Origin of the sequence: Vibrio sp. V12_P9A6T4 (assembly GCF_963874835.1) — a bacterium.
In the GTDB taxonomy this organism is placed as follows: Bacteria; Pseudomonadota; Gammaproteobacteria; order Enterobacterales; family Vibrionaceae; genus Vibrio; species Vibrio anguillarum.
The window spans coordinates 42,208-59,382 of record NZ_CAWNJO010000104.1; the positions used below are offsets into that span (position 1 = coordinate 42,208).

A 17,175-nucleotide genomic window follows, 5' to 3' on the forward strand; every position below is an offset into this window, starting at 1 on the left:
TTAACGCTCCGTTAATTCTGGCCATAATAAGGCCAAGTTCAAATGCTCTTCAATCGCATCCGCAATGCGGTTAATGGCTTGTTCTTTTTGCGCCACATGATCGTAATAACTTATATCAGCGGCACCAGCCCAGCGACAGATAAGCTCAGTTACGGGAAAACTATCAAAAATTCCGTGCATGTAAGTCCCCAACACTTGCTGGCAATCACTTAATAAACCATCACGGTTGCCATTGTCTAACGTGATGATTGCTGAGGATGATGCATCATCGAGCGTTGTGCGTCCAACGTGGATCTCGTAGCCTGAGACCTTCGCTTTACCTTGCGGTAAAATAAGCTCGCCTTGAACATTCCTGAGCGTTTTTTCAGCGGTGAGTTCTGTACTGACGTTCAACAACCCCAGTCCTTCACTTTCGCCCGCTTCACCTTCAACGCCGAGTGGATCGCGAATTACCCGACCTAACATTTGGTAACCACCACAAATGCCCATCACTTTGCCTCCGAAACGCAAGTGACGTTTGATATCCTGATCCCAACCTTGTGAGCGAAGATACGCAAGATCGTCCCTTACAGATTTACTGCCCGGAAGCAGAATCAGATCCGCATTTTCGATCCGTTCACCCTTTCCCACATAACGCAAGTCAACATCAGGATTTAAACGCAACGCATCAAAATCAGTATGGTTACTAATACGAGTTAACACTGGCACCACAATATTCAATTTACTGTTGCTGCTGAGGGTTTGCGCTTGAGTGATCGCATCTTCAGCTTCTAAATCAAAGCCATGTAAATAAGGCAGCACACCAATAACGGGTTTACCCGTTTTTGCTTCTAACCAATCAAGGCCAGATTGCAGTAACGCAATATCACCTCGAAAGCGGTTAATCACAAACCCTTTTACACGCAGCTGTTCCGATTCAGAAAGCACTGCTAACGTGCCATACAGATGAGCAAATACACCGCCTCTGTCAATATCGGCAATGATAATCACAGGTACATCGGCCGCTTCAGCAAACCCCATGTTAGCAATGTCATTTTCGCGTAGGTTGATTTCAGCCGGGCTTCCCGCCCCTTCAATCATGATACTTTGATACTCGGCTTGTAACCGAGCGTAGGAATCAAGCACAGTATTCATCGCGACTTTCTTATAATCGTGATAACCCGTTGCTTCCATATTAGAGAGCGCTCTGCCTTGCAGGATAACCTGCGCACCCGTGTCTGAATTTGGCTTGAGTAATACAGGGTTCATGTGTACCGATGGCTCAACGCCACACGCTTGAGCCTGAACAGCTTGCGCTCTCCCGATTTCGCCACCATCGGCCGTCACCGCACTATTGAGCGCCATGTTTTGCGGCTTAAAAGGGGCTACTTTTATTCCTCGACGTGCTAACACTCGGCATAAGCCTGCAACTAGCACACTTTTTCCAGCGTCGGAAGTGGTGCCCTGCACCATCAATGACCTTAATGTTGATTCCATATTAACTCTACGATAGGCGTTTGCTGGTAATCATACCGTCACAGCTGCTACTCACTCAATAAAATGAATGGAATATTAATGTTCCGCTCAGAGTGTGTTCAACATCTTAGTGTTTAAATCGCTTCATCAAAACAACAAACCCATAGAGGAATTAAAAATGAAACGTACAACACTAGCCCTAGCAGCTTCGATGATTATTGCTCCTGTTTTCGCTTTTGCAGGTAACCATAACCAAAACAGTAGTGCCATCAATTACAATGGTCCTATCGAACTTACGTCTGTGGAATCGTTGCTAAAAGACACCAATATGTTTACAGAAAAGCATGTTGTGGTTGAAGGAAAGTTGATTCGTCAAATCAGAAAAGACACATTCGTATTCAGTGATGGCAACGGTGAGATTCAAGTAGAACTGGATGATGATATCCACTTCACAGCGCCACTCAATGCTGAGACTAAGGTTCGCCTTTATGGCGAATATGAAGGAGGACTGACACCTGAAATCGAAGTGGATCAGATCCAAGTTCTATAATCATTACTGTTTATTGCTCTCTTGATGGTAAAACACAAAAAATAAGATGGATTTTTTTGTGAAAATGGCCTGTAATTTGCAGGCCATTGCTGTATCTTATTCAGCTTAATTTTCATCTTTTCAGGACGAAGCGTACATGTATAAAAAAGCGTACTCACTAGGCCTAGTCGGTTTGTCATGCGTTCTTTCTTTCTCTGCGCAAGCTAACAATTTTAATTATAACTTCTTTGAAGTCAGAACCGCTATCAGCCCTGAATCCTCAGGTGCAGAATTTAGTACTTATTTAACCGATAACACACACCTGGTCGCTCGTTACGATTCGAGATTTGACGGAGATTGGGATGCCGCTGGCGGAATTGGCTTTAACGGTCCAATAAACCAATTTGCTGATGTCTACGGACAAATGCTTGTTCACCACATTAGACCTACCGATGAACAGGGTGGCAAAAGCGAAACCCAGTTGGAGTTTAATATTGGCAGCCGGATCTGGTTATCAAGCCAAATTGAAGCCAATATTAAACTGGGTAAGAACGATGAACACTCGGTATTTTGCGCTGGATTACGTTTTCACTCTACCGAACAATTATCGTTAGGAGCTGAAACCAAAAACAACGGCGTTTACGGCCCACAGATCGTCATGAATGTTCGTTTTCAGTTCTAAAACGTAAAGCGGCCTTCAGGTTTAAGCGCATGATGCTTCTTCGCTACTTGTGCGCTTCTTTTACTCTTTGTATCAACAGAATTACCCCACAAATTTGATGTACTCCACGATATCAGATATTTGGAAGCGACTTCTCATATATCAGCGATATACTATGCACTCAATAACTTATATGTGCCGCTATGTTTCGCTCTTTCTATAAATACTTAGCTCAATGGCTATTTGTTAGTGTCGTGCTTGGGGTTGTGCCCTTTCTTTATTTCGTCAAAGAATTCGACAAAGCTCATGAACAAACTGTGCAAATGATCGAACAAAAAAGCCATTCTCAACTCGAATACAATAAGCACGAACTGCTTACTGCGTTTAATGACGTTTACAATTCCACTCAAATATTGTCAAACAACACCATGTTGTACAGCGCATTACGTCTTCCCTCCACCGAAAATATCGAAGCGGTACAGGCGTTTTGGTTATTAGCAGCTCGTATTCAAACTCTTTATTCTCGGCTCAGGCTTTTTGATATAGCGGGTAACGAATTAATTCGCGTGAATCAGAGTAATGGATCAACAGAAGTAGTACCAAGATCACAACTAAAAAACAAATTGCACCGAGACTATTTTCAGTATGCGCAAAACCTTTCCCCAAACCAAATTGGGATCTTCGGTGTTGATAGTGAAAGAGAAGAAGAAAATTATGGTACTGCTCCCCAGATAACCGCAGTATTTAGGATTATTGCACCAATAGATTTTGATGGAAAAAGGCAAGGCTATTTTGTAGCAAATCTTAACTTAACCCAATTGTACAAAAAATTTAACCAGAGTTTAAATTCACTGAGTCGCCCAGACATCATCAGTTTCAAGGGTCAGTATATTCATCATGAAAATGAGATCTTATCTCAGCAAGAAAACCCGTCGAAATACCACATGCTGAATATTAACAGTGTCGCCCCTATACTATGGAAAAGTATGCAAGAGCAAGCTTCTGGCACGGTATGGGATAACAACTGCTGGTATAGTTTTACTCAAGTTCCTTTGCAATCCATATTCCCAGAAATGGAGCCAATTTACCTAATTCAGTCATTAAATGGTGATGCGCTCAATAAATTGCTTTCTGCCACAGAGCTAAAAATTGGCTTTCAAGCAGTTGGCATCGCGCTATTAGTAATGACGATTGCCGCCGGTTTTATTCGTTGGAACGCAAACCACGATAAAAACAGTATCGAGAGCAAACTGGCTAGGGCGGCGATGAATGGTATGTCCGCTATGGTGATTACCGATCGTAATAACCGCATTATCAAAGTAAACAATGAGTTTACCCGGATCAGCGGCTACACCTTAGCCGAGGTAAGAGGTAAACAACCTTCCGTTTTTTCCTCCGGTAAGCACAATCAAGCTTTTTACATGAATATGTGGAAAGTGCTGCAAGACGAAGGGTTATGGGAAGGTGAAGTCATTAATAAGCGTAAAGATGGCTCAATGCAAACCGAGATCTTACGTATTCAAACCATCCGTGATTCAGACGGAATTATTCAGTTTTATGTGGCCTCCTTTGTTGATATTAGTCATCGCAAAGAGCTAGAAAATCGCCTGCGTGAGCTCAGCGAGAAAGATGCGCTCACCAACATTTGGAACCGCAGGAAATTTGATCAAGAAATGCGTTCAGAATGCTTACGCGTAAAACGTTACCAAGCTCAAGTGCAGTCGTGCTTAGCAATTATTGATATCGACCATTTTAAACGTATTAATGATAAATTAGGCCATGCAGAAGGCGATAAAATCATTCGTTCTGTCGCAACACAATTAAGTGAGCACCTAAGAGAAACGGACTTTTTAGCTCGCATCGGAGGCGAAGAGTTTGCCATCATTATGCCTCATACACCACTGGCAGAAGCTGAGTTGGTCATGCACCGTTTACGAGTAGCCGTTCACTTAAATCATCGTTTAGAAGTGTCGATCAGCGGTGGCATCACTGACATTACAGAAAAACCAGAAGAAGTGTATAAACGGGCAGATATTGCATTGTATGAGTCAAAAGCTTCGGGGCGTAATCTTGTCTCGGTATTGACCAGTGTCGAGATGGAAGAATTTGCTTAACAATTAGCACCATTTAAGTGCATCGAGAAATAAAATGGGTTTATTTTCGTGCAATTATCGCAAACTTAGTTTGTAACGTATTGTTCGCTATCATTTTTACTTTTGGCTTAAAACTTGTACTACTCTCTAATATGTTAAATAGATTGCACATATTTAGGGAGAAATAAGATGCAAGAAACACTAACCGTTGTGTTAGCAGGTGGCGTCGGTTCGCGGCTATCTCCGCTAACTGATGACAGAGCAAAACCGGCTGTACCCTTTGGTGGAAAATATCGAATCATTGATTTTACACTCACCAACTGCCTACACTCAGGGCTACGAAAGATTTTGGTCCTGACTCAATATAAATCTCATTCATTACAAAAACATTTACGTGATGGCTGGTCTATTTTCAATCCAGAACTCGGCGAATTCATTTCTGTGATCCCCCCGCAGATGAGAAAAGGCGGAAAATGGTACGAAGGAACGGCGGACGCTATCTATCACAATATGTGGCTACTTTCACGCAGTGATGCCAAACACGTCGTTGTTTTATCTGGTGATCATATCTACCGGATGGACTATGCCTCTATGCTCGAAGCTCATAAGCAAAAAAATGCTGCACTGACTATCGCCTGCATGGATGTCCCAAGAGAACAAGCTTCTGCCTTTGGCGTGATGAATGTGGATAATGACTTCAAAATCACCTCATTCATCGAAAAACCAAGTGACCCACCCTCCATGCCCAATAATCCTCATCGCAGCTTAGTTTCTATGGGGATCTACATTTTTGATATGGAAGTATTAAAAAGTGCTTTGATTAATGATGCTGAGCTGGAAAACTCGAGTCACGATTTTGGCAATGACATCATTCCCAAATTGATTGAAAGCCATGCTGTTTATGCGTATGAGTTTTGCGGTGACCGGGGGCGAGTCGCTAAAGATTGTTACTGGCGTGATGTCGGAACACTTGATTCTTTTTATAACGCTAACATGGATTTACTCGAACCCGTTCCACCAATGAACTTATACCAAAAAAACTGGGCCATTCGAACATACGAAGCGCAATACCCACCTGCGCGCACGGTTTCTTCTGCAACAGGTAACGAAGGTATATTCATTAATTCGATCATTTCAAACGGTGTGATTAACTCTGGAGGTTCTGTACAACACTCCATTATTTCTTCAAACGTCAGAATTGATGATGGTGCAACAGTGGTCGATAGCATTTTATTTGATGACGTTGAAGTCGGCGCAGGGTGTCAGCTCATGAGATGTATTATTGATAAACATGTAAAAATCCCTCCACATACTCAAATTGGCTTAAACCCAGTTGAAGATGCCCAGCGTTTCCGTATTTCAGAAAATGGCATTGTTGTGGTACCCGAAAGTTATCAATTCTAAACCTAGATTTTTTTGCCCACTCAATTTATCCCTCATTAAAATGAAGCCTTAGCACACGCTAAGGCTTCTTACTTTACACTGAGTTCAAAACATACCGATTAATCACGCTCGGTTATGGACACGTTGTTGCATCCCAAAACCAATTTGACTGAATCGGTGACTCCCAAACGCCGGGGTTGTTTTTGGCAATAAAACATTTCCCGTTGTAAATCACAACATCGCCAGTTTTCACCTGTGTGGATCCGGGAACCCAAGTAATGACATTGCTAGGATTCGTGGTACCACCGGTATCGCCACCGCCAGTATCTCCACCGTCACTGCCACCAGAAGATAGGTCAGCAAGTGGAAGATCCGGTTGTTCAAACTTGAAGGCGTAATCGACACCATTAATGTTTACGCTGTAATTTGCAGGCCCAGAAATAGGCAGATAGTAAACCATATCCAGTTCATACACGCCGCCTGCGGGCAGAGCTTTCCAATTAGGTAAGCTAAACGCTACGCGGTGCATGACGCCGTCTAAACCACCGACGTTGTTGGCGCGAGTATGGCCAGAAGCAATCACCTTCAAACCACCACCAGATTGGTCTTTAGCATTATCAGGTGCAGATACGGGGATATCAAACTGGAACTCAGTACCTCCGGGGATATCTTGACCCGTGTTGTTAGTAAAGCTGATTTTCGGATTGATTGGGTAGTTTTGATCACCCACCTTAAATCCACCAACGGAGACCGCGATGTCTACGGTTTCACTGGCAATCGTTCCTGTTGCAAGCGTGTTGCCATAAGGCGTTGCCGACTTAAACTTGTCATAAATTGCTTTCGTCATGGTATTACCCATGTGGTATTCGCCATTTCCGCTTGCACAAGCTTGCTCTGTTGAATCCACTTGAGTACGTTGGCCATTAGCATCCAATACATAACAGTTATAATCGCCTGCTAACTCCCAAAACATGATGCCGCCGATCTCTTTATCGATGACATAATCGGCTTTGGTGTTGATAGACTCTTTATCTTCAGTTGATAAGAACACCCCTTTATCGGCATTCCACAGCCAAGGCGCGACGGCAACGCTGTCGTAGTGACGTTGGTAAAGACCGACAAGTTGATCGGCAGGCTCATTCACTGGATCAAGGTTATAAGCTTGGGCGTAAGAGCCCCAAATTCCCTTCTCTAGGTTTTTGGCATGCCACATTGGGTTTGAACCTGCGCCCATCTCGTTTCCTTTCTGATCGGTGTCGTGCCACATGTTGTCAATACCCACCGCGCCGTGACCACAGTTGTTTTTCTCACCTTCACCAGTGCCCGGAGCACATTCCGCTTGGTTAGGTAATGCCGCTCGCCCCCATAAACCATTCTCTCCACCCGTGACACCTTGCCAGCCGCGCGTGTAGTAAGGAACGCCGATGTTGATACGCCCTGCGGGCATAGAACCGCGGAAATAGTGATAAGCCCAGTCAGTGTTGAGGTAACCAATGCCACCGTATTGAGCCGTGCCATATACGTTCCACTGTGCTAACTCTGAATCTTTACCAGTGTCGTACAATGCCGCGTTGTGACCCACGTGATCATTCCATGCACCATGTAAGTCGTAAGACATGATGTTCACATAATCAAGGTACTGAGTGACATCAAACGTCTCCATACCACGCAATAGATAACCAGAAGACGGTGCTGCGATCGTCAGCATGTAATGGTGCCCATCTTGTGCCGATGCTTGATCAAGCTTCTGACGTAGTACCTTCATGAGCTCTTGGTACGACGCCCATAAATAAGCACGGCGAGGTTCCATAATCGCTTTATCATCTGGATTACCTGCGCCCGCCATTGAGGTTGGATATTCATAGTCGATATCGACACCATCGAATTGATATTTACGAATCATTTCAACAGCCGATGTTGCAAATTTTTCAATACCAGCGTGGTTGATAGAGCCATCCGCGTTGGTTGTCATCGTATAAAAACCACCATCGGCGACACGGTTGCCTGCCGTATCAAAGTGCCCGCCAGTTTCAGCCCAGCCTCCGATAGAAATTAAGGTCTTAACATCAAATTTTTTCTTCGCTGTTGCCAACGCACCAAAATGACCTTTAAAGCCTAATGCAGGATCAATCTCAACCCCTGGCCACTCTTTGCCCACTGCCGCATTATTGGCATCGTTCACATCGCCCACATTCACTTTGCCATCGGAACCTATGCTGACGAAGGCATAGTTAATGTGCGTGAGCTGCTCCCACGGGATGTCTTTTACAAGGTAAGCCGATTGCGGATCATCACCCGCACGCCAACTGGTGAAATAACCGATCACACGACGTGGATGATCCGCCCCCATGATCTCACGACCTTCCGCATCGTAAACGGTGCAATAAGGTACATTCACACCTTCGGTTTGATATAAACCATCAGGACGACAATTATTAGCTATTGGCGCGCCATTGACTGTTAAAGTCGCTAACGTGGAATCTGTCGTCGCACCAAGGTTATCAGTGGCGCGTGCAAACACCGCCAAGTTACCCGCTTTTGTCGCGGTGTATTCTAAGGTATACGGAGCACTAACAGCCGTTCCAACCAGCGTTCCCGCAACGAAGAAATCAACTTTATCGACGCTTCCATCAGTATCAGCAGCGTTTGCGGTTAAGGTGACTAAAGCCCCCACATCAACGGAAGCCGCAGAGAGCGTAATATCAACGGTTGGAGCCTGATTGCCTGGTTGTTGTGCCTCTTTCACCGTTAAGGTCGTTGCACTTTTCACGCTGGCATCACCTTTATCATCGATGGCTACAACACTGAATTCATGCTGACCAGCGGTTGCGACCCACGTGGCTTTATAAGGTGCCGTGGTGACTATACCCACAATTGCACCATCGACAGAAAACTCGACTCGAGCAACGCTGCCGTCACTATCGGTTGCGTTCGCACTTAATATTACGGTATCACCGACAGCAATCACATCTGCTGCGGAAGGTGAAGAGAGATTCGCGGTCGGTAGCTGGTTCTCACCACCGGAAGTGGCGCAAACATCCAACACTTTCCACTGGGCATAATCACCAGAAAAGTTGGCTGGATCGTTACCTTGAGTCCAATAGTTGGCTTGGTAGGCGGTACCACTGTGCTGAACCTTGTTACCGCCAGTATAAACTTTTGACGATTCCCAAGGGCTTAGTGTCGTGCAATCAACGGCTGCATAGCTGTTAAAAGCCATCAAGCAAGAGGCCGTTAAAGTGCTCAGTGTAAAAACACCCTTTGCCACTGTCCTGTTGTTTAAATGCATAGCTGCTCATTCCTTAAGTTATTGTTTCACTGTAAAAAGCCTCGTATCAAGAAGAAACCAGACTTTAATTCTCACGTGAAACAACTGTAGAACAGAGCGATAAATAAGCACCTCAATTTGTTCAAATATCAAAAATCACTCGCAACAAGTTGCACTATTTCTGCAAAAGAGGCATCGTTATTTTGCATCAACAACTAATTATTGGTTAATTTTCCGATTCTAAAAAAAGCTCCGAAATCAGAACAATGTACGGACTGCCTGCCGGTTATTTAACTTACACACTATCAAAAAGAGCAAAAAATATGCAACAACACTAATTGTTACAAAAATGTAGAGTTTAACTTTATGCGCTATTTCTAACGCTGTACTCCTCTTGGGGTTTCATTAAAATGTCGCTTATATTCTCGACTAAACTGAGATGCGCTAGCATAACCAACTAAGCGAGCGGCATCGTTCACACGCTTGCCTTCCACACGAATCAGCTCTTTCGCTCTGTTAAGCCTGACTTTTTTTAAATATTGTAAAGGAGATTCTAACGTCACCAGCCTAAAGGCGTGGTGAAACGCCGAAACACTCATATTGGCTTCTTCGGCGAGTAACTGAACGGTAATGGACTGATCATATTCTTGATGTACTTTACTCAACGCTTTGGCTATCCGGGCGTAGTGCCCTTCTTGATGAGCGAGATCAAAAAGCACATAACCGTGCTCGCTGGTTAATGCCCGAAACACAATCTCCTCGACTAAGCTTTCGCCAAGCACTTTAGCTTCAAGATCATCAACCAATGCAGACATCAAACGAATCGCACTTGCTTGCATCTTTTCGCCCATTTCTACTGATTTCAGCCCGCATTTTGATTTGTCTATGCAATCAGATAAAAAACCAGAAGCCTCAAGTCGATCAACCTGCTTAAGGAGAAGTGAGTGATCGATATTAATAGTCAAGCCCAATAACGGTTCACTTTCTGACGCAAAAGCTTCGCACTCAAGTGGTAAAGGTACCCCAACAACCAAGTAATCATTGGGGCCATAATTTACGGGTTGGCTACCAATATGAATGCGTTTATGTCCTTGCCCCAACAATATGATACCGGATTGATACACAAGGGGTTGTCTACCATTACCGCGGCTGCTGCGATAAAACAATACGCCCGGCACTGCCGTTTGGTGAATACCTTCCAAATGATCTAAAGATTGTTTTTCAATGTATTGCTGCATCAGTTGCGCCAGTTTACTCATAATGCCCCCTTATCAAAACTGAAGGAAGAATACGACAATTAGAGAATTAGGCAATTAATTTCGAGAAATTGGTCTATATTGACTGGATAATTAATACTAATATGCACATCGTAAAACACTGCCTTGGAGGCGCCGCCTCCTTTTCTATAAGCAAAGGTGAGAATAATGAAATTTACTTATGTTAACCCTACTCTAATTCACTTCGGCCAAGGCCAAATCTCGGCGATCAGTCAGGCGATTCCAACTGACCAAAAAGTACTGGTGATCTACGGTGGCGGTTCGATCAAAAAAAATGGTGTTTATGACCAAGTCGTGAGTGCACTCACTGACCACCAATGGGTCGAGTTTTCAGGTGTAGAAGCAAACCCAACCAAAGAAACCTTAGATAAAGCGGTTGCTATCGTCAAAGAACAGGACATCGACTTTATTCTTGCCGTGGGTGGTGGTTCGGTTATCGATGGTTCAAAATACGTTGCCGCGGCGGCTAAGTATGATGGGGATGGCTGGGACATCATGGTGGGTAAACATCAAGTTACTGAAGCTACGCCTATCGGTGCAATTCTGACTCTGCCAGCAACCGGTTCTGAATCCAACATGGGTGCGGTCATTACCAAAGCACAAACACAAGACAAATTGGCCTTTATGGCTCCAGCGGTACAGCCTAAGTTCGCAGTGCTTGATCCAGATGTAATGAAATCACTGCCTGAGCGCCAGTTGATCAACGGTATTGTTGATGCTTGGGTACACGTCTGTGAGCAATATTTAACCTTGCCAACCAATGCAATGGTTCAAGACGGCTATGCCGAAACTTTACTTAAAAACTTGCTGGTATTGGGTCAACAATATGACCAGCGTGATAATGATGGATGGCGAGCAAACCTGATGTGGACAGCAAACCAAGCACTAAATGGCCTGATCGGTACTGGCGTTCCACAAGATTGGGCGACTCATATGATTGGTCACGAGTTCACCGCATTATGGCATGTTGATCACGCCCGTTCGCTAGCGATTGTGCAGCCTTCCCTACTGCGCAATCAACTTGAGAACAAACGCGCTAAACTTGAGCAAATGGGCAAAAATGTCTTTGGACTCAATCAAACTAGCGATCTTGCCTTACGCACAATCGATGCGATTGAAGCCTTCTACCACAGCTTGAATGTTCCAACTCAATTTGCGGATCATAATAGCAGTAAGCAAGCAGCCATAGACGCAGTTATCGCTCAACTGAACGCACATGGAATGCTTGTTTTGGGTGAACAGCAAGCCATCACGCTTGAAAAATCACGGGAAATTTTGGAACAAGCTATCATTTAGCCTCATTTTTTAGACGAGTGAATAGTGATTTCCACATTCCAATAGCATAGATTCAGCTACATCAAGCAGCGCAATTGGGCGCTGCTTTTTTTGTACTTTTTTTGTATTGGATACTTTATGTAGCGGCCTTTCATTACCATGTCAGCATTATCAAACTGATCCACCACCTAAAATTGAAAAACTAATAACGACTTTTAAAGTCATCCTTTTCTAAACCATGTTTTTTCATTCGTAAGTAGAGCTTTTTACGCGGTACTTGCAGATAATTTGCGGCATCAGCGACGCGACCAGAATGGAGAAATAATGCATCTTCAATAATTTGCTTTTCGTAATCATCCACCAATTCATCAAGCGGTGATAAAAGATCAGACTGATTGTACAAACGCTCTTTTCCCGTCAGTTTTACAATACCTATCGCATATAATTCAGCTACATTTCTCAGCTCTCGTACATTTCCCGGCCATTGATGTGCACGCAGTAGCGACAAATAACTCAGTTCTACCGCTGGCAAAGGTTTCGCCAATTTATTACAACTCTGCTTGAGAAAATAATGGAACAAAGTAGCGATATCATCGGGACGATGTCGAAGTACAGGCACCTCTATCACGCCTTGGTTTAGCAAATAATAGAGTTCTGGCTGCAACCGATTAGCCGTAATCAAGGCCTCAGGTTCCGTACCTAAAATAGCAATAACGCGCGTTCGAGCTTTGCTTAGGCGTTCTTGGTTAAGCATCCTCTGAGTCAAATAACGCTGCAATTCTTCAGAAAGTAATTCGATGTGGTCTATTAGCAATGTACCGTTTTCACTTGCATCTAATTTTTGTTCAATCTGTGCGAGCGTGGTCGCTGATGAAACGGTTAATTCCACCAGAGATGAAGCATGATTACCCTGTGTCAGTTGGTGGATGAGATATGCAATAGTATGCCGCCCAACACCCGATTCTCCACAAATAACAACATGACTGTTGAGCATTGAATACTGAGCAACATGGTGGCGAATTTGCCCCATTTGAGCGGATTTTCCGATGAGTTCGCATTTGATTGAGTTGGCCATAGCCGTTTTTTGTTGTACAAAATGACGACGAATATCGAGATTTTTCTTCACTAAGCTCAATAACTCCGCAGGATTGATTGGCTTTTCAAGAAAATCGCATGCCCCTATTTTGACCGCCTCTACCGCCATAGGAATGTCTCCGTGGCCAGTAATGACAATCACAGGAATATGCTCATCAATCGATTTAATCGCTTTAAGCAATTCAATGCCGTTCATTTGTGGCATATAGACATCAAGCAATATCACTCCAGCCCAATCAGAATGGATAAACTCACACGCTTTGGTGGGGTTAAGAAGTGCTTTTGATGGCAAATTAGCTATCGACATAAGATGAGAATATGAGTCAAGGACATCTTGGTCATCATCAATCAATAAAACAGAATAATTATGATTCATAAGGCAACTCCAGCACGACCATTGCACCTCGACTGACTGTCGAGGCAAGATAAATTTGACCCTTTATTTTTCCTATGAGCGAGCGGCAAATATTCAGCCCTAAGCCCAACCCTACTTCTTTGGTCGTGGTAAAGGGCGTAAAGAGTTTTTCAACGACATCATGAGCAAATCCAGCCCCTGAATCGCATACTGCAACAACGTGATGCGTTGGCGTACTCGACAGCAATATCACGTCAACTTTTTTGTGCTCACATCCCACAACCGCTTCACAGCCATTTACCAACAAATTAATCAATACCTGTTCCAAGCCGATTTGATCTGCAATGACTTGAATTGGTTGATGAATATGGCTTTGCAATACTATCTGTTGACGTTTCGCTTTCGTTTCAACCAACAACATAGCCTGACCGATAACGTCAGTAATCAAGACAGGGGTAAGGGTTTCATCACTGCTACTTTTACGAGAAAAATGACGTAACCCATTGATGATTTTGCCCATTCGCTCTGTTAAATGTTCAATATGATCGATGGAATGTCTGATTTGCTCTGTTTTCTTCTGCTCTAAAGCAAGGTTTACGCTATAGAGATAAGTCGACATTGCGCTTAATGGTTGATTCAATTCGTGCGCTAAACTGGTCATCGTTTGCCCGACCACCGCCATTTTAGCGGCTTGTACTAACTCACTTTGTGTTTTTTTAAGATGGTTTTCGGTCCGGTGGTGCTGCTCAATTTCAGCGAGTAACTGATGATTTTTTTCACGTAATGAATGAGTTTTTGCTCGAACTCGCTCTTCTAATAATCGATTAGCGTGCTCTTGATCGGTAACATCCGTAATCGTGATGATAACTTTATCGCTTAAACCGTGGGTATACTTACGTAAATACAAGCGCAAGTAATAAGGTTTATCCACATCGCCTAACGATAGCGTAATGACATCTGCACCATTTTCGATCAACTTAGCCTCTGGGTTAAACAGTGCTCGCAACTGCGATTGAGTTGACGTTGAAAAACAGAGCCAAAAGGCTTTCGGGTCCTCATTCTGGTCTATATTCAAGCGAACACGAGCGCTTAAATTAGCCGATTCAATATAACCATCCAAATCACAAGTGATTAAACTCGCTTGCGTATTGTTAATCAAACTCAGTGCGTTGGTTCGGTCCATTTCCTCCACTTTTTTACCATACTGAACCAATTTTTCACTGATCCGGCCAATTTCATCTCTGCCGTCTACCACAATAGGGTGTGAAAGATCATTATGAATGATGGCATCTAAACTGTCGCTAAGGCGGTTAAGTCGGCCCACAATCCGACGATTGATGAAATAGTAAGTCAAAAACAAACTGATAATGATCGATAAGCTAAAGCAGACAAACAGAATACGGTTACCATGAGAAACCAGTTCCGTGGTCTCTTTTTTCGCTTGAACAAACGACTCATCGGCGTTGGCGACCAACATCGCAATATCAGTATGTTGGTGGAGAAGCTGTTGCTGAACTTCAGCTCGAATATCATCAAGCTGGGCATTTAAACGCACCATAGAACGTAAGTTTTGATGGAAAGAGCCATTCAAACTCAATACATCCATTAGCTCACTGAGTAATTGTTGATAGGCGATGGTTGCAGGTTGTGAAAAAATCGGCGCACTCTGTGCGTACAGTTCTTCAAGGCGGTACTGTAGTACTTTCATGCCATTATTCACTTGGCTAATATGCTTAGATTGGATGAGCTCTTTTGCGAACATAAACGTTTGAGCCTCACCATCTAGGATAGACTGGACAGCCCCTAAACTCGCAAACAGCATGTCGCTTTCATTGCCTTTCATTTTACGCTCTAGCTGCCACTGTATTTCTTGGCGCAGCGGAGTCAACTCAGAACCAATATCTTGATGTAGCCATTGGATCTGCTCTTGAAGTAACTCAATTTGACGACTTTGATCAATCCGTTGCCCGACCAGAAGACCAAATTGCTCACTAAGATTACGTAGCCGTTGATACCCAGCAAGCAGCCGTTGCTGCTCGCTGTTCAATTCAATCTCGCTTAATATTTTGCTGATCGTCGTTAAATTGTTATCCAAACGTTGCCGTTGCTCATCCAACTCAACTTTGTTACGCGTATTTGAGATGATTTCGATCCGTCTTTTAATTTCCGAACTACTGCTTTCGAGCAGATAACTGGCATTATATTTAGGAACACTTTTATCAAGCAGCTCGCTCACTTGATTATCTAAACTATTCCATGTTCCCCATGCGACGATGCTGACAATCGTCAACAGCAAGGTACTACAAGCAAAGGCTAAAACCAGTCTCGCGCCAATCGTGTTGTATTTCGGAAAAATCATGGCGTATCGACCCGGTCCAAGTTTTTTAGATCGGACAAAGCTTCTTCTAAGGTTAATGCCAACTGCATCTTCCAACGATGCGTCAGCTCCGCTACTTGCATAGAAATGGCGGCGGAGTGTGTCTCATACTGCGCCTCATCAACACTGATTTTTTGCCATGACTGATATACCACGGCTAACTCTGTTTCGGTCACAGGTAAAGAGAACACTCGAGTTTCAATATTTTCAATGAGCTTCAGAGCGGGTTCATTGTGTGCGTACTTGGTTTTAGCATGATTGATTGCGAGCCAAGTGTCTTTTAACTGAGGTAAGCGTTTGGTAATCGCAATTTCAAACAATAAGTTAACTAACTCCTCACGATGTGTAATGGATGCCATGGACAACTGTGTATATGCCTCATTAAACAGGGATTTATCGTTTATCGCATGTTTAGAAAAATCATTGCTATCCATATTCGTTTGTACCGATTTTGACATCAATAAATCGATGAATGCCTTCGCATATTGATCATTTTCACGCAGGCTCACTTGGGCGACGTATGTGGGCATTAGGGTAAAACTTTCATCATAGCGAAATTGAACGTGCTCAAATTTTCGTTCTAATATGCTGGCATAGCTATCAATCGTTGGGCCTATCCCAAATTGCCCTTTGGCTACATAATCACTCACACCAAAACTGCGTGAGGAAATTGTCCCTAAATTTGCCCCCACGTTCAGTAAAATCCGCCACCCTTGTTGCCAACCATATTTAGCAAGAATGCTCTCGACCATTAACTGAGTAGTACCCGAACGTGTTGGGGTACTCATCGTGATGTGGTCAAAGTAGATAAAATTAGCCAGATCGGTGAACGACGTAGGCGTCGGTAAATGATGTAAGCTGAGATAGTCACGATTCCATACCAAACCAGCGCCAGAATAGCCTATCGTCACGACTTTATCGGTTGGCGGTAACATGTAGGGTTTTAACCATTCTGGTGGTTGCAAATGGGCAGGTAAGGTTGCGAGCTTATTGCTATTTGCTAAATGCTGCATTAAAAAAGGCGATGAGCTCAGCACTACATCAATATTCTGGATATAGCTTTTATTAAGCAGTTGAATACTCGATTGTGCTCTACGGTGGACAACTTGCACATCAACCCCTTGATACTGTTTGCTGAACTCTTCAATAAGAGGTAGCAAGGGTTCACGTGAAAATGTGGTCAGTATGACTAACTCATTCTCTTTTGCATAAGCGGTATTGATAGCCGCCGCTATCGATCCTAGTAGCACCATCCATTTGCACCAGCGTAATAAGGTACAAGAACGGGAAACCGCTTTTAAATCACAAAACCCTAAAAATTGTGCGTTCACTCAAAACTCTACCGTTTAGCTAAAAATAAATTATTAAACATTTGTGTCAGTTATGACGCAAAACAGCGTATTACAA

The 17,175-nt window shown here is 43.6% G+C and carries 11 protein-coding genes; 5 read left to right on the plus strand and 6 right to left on the minus strand.

Annotation, left to right across the window (positions count from 1 at the left end; all coding sequences use genetic code 11):
* On the minus strand, positions 1-1,476 hold the full coding sequence (locus AACQ42_RS15790) for a cobyric acid synthase (protein ID WP_094164887.1): 1,476 nt from the start codon (positions 1,474-1,476) through the stop codon (positions 1-3).
* Positions 1,477-1,633: 157 nt separating this feature from the next.
* On the opposite strand from AACQ42_RS15790, the gene AACQ42_RS15795 reads away from it, so the two are divergent.
* From AACQ42_RS15795 to glgC, 4 genes are all read left to right on the plus strand, one after another.
* Positions 1,634-2,005, plus strand: a complete 372-nt coding sequence (locus AACQ42_RS15795) for a YgiW/YdeI family stress tolerance OB fold protein (protein ID WP_026028331.1) — start codon at positions 1,634-1,636, stop codon at positions 2,003-2,005.
* Between the two features lie 136 nt (positions 2,006-2,141).
* Complete coding sequence (locus AACQ42_RS15800; RefSeq protein WP_017046411.1) at positions 2,142-2,666, plus strand: hypothetical protein; 525 nt, start codon at positions 2,142-2,144, stop codon at positions 2,664-2,666.
* Positions 2,667-2,848: 182 nt separating this feature from the next.
* Positions 2,849-4,759, plus strand: coding sequence for a sensor domain-containing diguanylate cyclase (locus tag AACQ42_RS15805; RefSeq protein ID WP_094164889.1), 1,911 nt, complete (start codon positions 2,849-2,851; stop codon positions 4,757-4,759).
* A 168-nt stretch (positions 4,760-4,927) separates the two neighbouring features.
* Positions 4,928-6,142 carry a glucose-1-phosphate adenylyltransferase gene (gene glgC / locus AACQ42_RS15810; protein ID WP_013867890.1) on the plus strand — a complete coding sequence of 405 codons (1,215 nt, stop codon included), beginning with the start codon at positions 4,928-4,930 and terminating at the stop codon, positions 6,140-6,142.
* A 112-nt stretch (positions 6,143-6,254) separates the two neighbouring features.
* On the opposite strand, the gene AACQ42_RS15815 is transcribed toward glgC, so the two are convergent.
* Together AACQ42_RS15815 and AACQ42_RS15820 are read right to left on the minus strand one after the other, a co-directional pair.
* A complete protein-coding gene (locus AACQ42_RS15815; RefSeq protein WP_094164891.1) occupies positions 6,255-9,410 on the minus strand; it encodes a chitinase C-terminal domain-containing protein in 3,156 nt (1,051 codons plus the stop codon).
* Positions 9,411-9,766: 356 nt separating this feature from the next.
* Entirely contained in the window at positions 9,767-10,648 is an 882-nt protein-coding gene (locus tag AACQ42_RS15820) for an AraC family transcriptional regulator (protein WP_094164893.1), read from the minus strand.
* A gap of 165 nt (positions 10,649-10,813) precedes the next feature.
* Here AACQ42_RS15820 and AACQ42_RS15825 point away from each other — a divergent pair, with 165 nt between their 5' ends.
* The gene (locus AACQ42_RS15825) at positions 10,814-11,962 is read left to right on the plus strand and encodes an iron-containing alcohol dehydrogenase (protein ID WP_026029117.1); all 1,149 of its coding nucleotides are present in this window, start codon (positions 10,814-10,816) and stop codon (positions 11,960-11,962) included.
* A gap of 181 nt (positions 11,963-12,143) precedes the next feature.
* On the opposite strand, the gene AACQ42_RS15830 is transcribed toward AACQ42_RS15825, so the two are convergent.
* The 3 genes from AACQ42_RS15830 to AACQ42_RS15840 are packed head-to-tail and all read right to left on the minus strand — an operon-like array spanning position 12,144 to position 17,099.
* The gene (locus AACQ42_RS15830; protein ID WP_013867894.1) at positions 12,144-13,412 is read right to left on the minus strand and encodes a sigma-54-dependent transcriptional regulator; all 1,269 of its coding nucleotides are present in this window, start codon (positions 13,410-13,412) and stop codon (positions 12,144-12,146) included.
* Entirely contained in the window at positions 13,402-15,750 is a 2,349-nt protein-coding gene (locus AACQ42_RS15835; protein WP_094164895.1) for an ATP-binding protein, read from the minus strand. Before AACQ42_RS15835 ends, AACQ42_RS15830 begins: the two co-directional genes overlap by 11 nt.
* Positions 15,747-17,099, minus strand: a complete 1,353-nt coding sequence (locus AACQ42_RS15840; RefSeq protein ID WP_094146905.1) for an ABC transporter substrate-binding protein — start codon at positions 17,097-17,099, stop codon at positions 15,747-15,749. Before AACQ42_RS15840 ends, AACQ42_RS15835 begins: the two co-directional genes overlap by 4 nt.
* Positions 17,100-17,175 lie beyond the last annotated feature (76 nt).

Bases quoted from the DNA above. Each gene is read 5' to 3' on its own strand.
- AACQ42_RS15790 (WP_094164887.1), bottom strand. From the start codon at position 1,476: ATGGAATCAACATTAAGGTCATTGATGGTGCAGGGCACCACTTCCGAC.
- AACQ42_RS15795 (WP_026028331.1), top strand. From the start codon at position 1,634: ATGAAACGTACAACACTAGCCCTAGCAGCTTCGATGATTATTGCTCCT.
- AACQ42_RS15800 (WP_017046411.1), top strand. From the start codon at position 2,142: ATGTATAAAAAAGCGTACTCACTAGGCCTAGTCGGTTTGTCATGCGTT.
- AACQ42_RS15805 (WP_094164889.1), top strand. From the start codon at position 2,849: ATGTTTCGCTCTTTCTATAAATACTTAGCTCAATGGCTATTTGTTAGT.
- glgC (WP_013867890.1), top strand. From the start codon at position 4,928: ATGCAAGAAACACTAACCGTTGTGTTAGCAGGTGGCGTCGGTTCGCGG.
- AACQ42_RS15815 (WP_094164891.1), bottom strand. From the start codon at position 9,410: ATGCATTTAAACAACAGGACAGTGGCAAAGGGTGTTTTTACACTGAGC.
- AACQ42_RS15820 (WP_094164893.1), bottom strand. From the start codon at position 10,648: ATGAGTAAACTGGCGCAACTGATGCAGCAATACATTGAAAAACAATCT.
- AACQ42_RS15825 (WP_026029117.1), top strand. From the start codon at position 10,814: ATGAAATTTACTTATGTTAACCCTACTCTAATTCACTTCGGCCAAGGC.
- AACQ42_RS15830 (WP_013867894.1), bottom strand. From the start codon at position 13,412: ATGAATCATAATTATTCTGTTTTATTGATTGATGATGACCAAGATGTC.
- AACQ42_RS15835 (WP_094164895.1), bottom strand. From the start codon at position 15,750: ATGATTTTTCCGAAATACAACACGATTGGCGCGAGACTGGTTTTAGCC.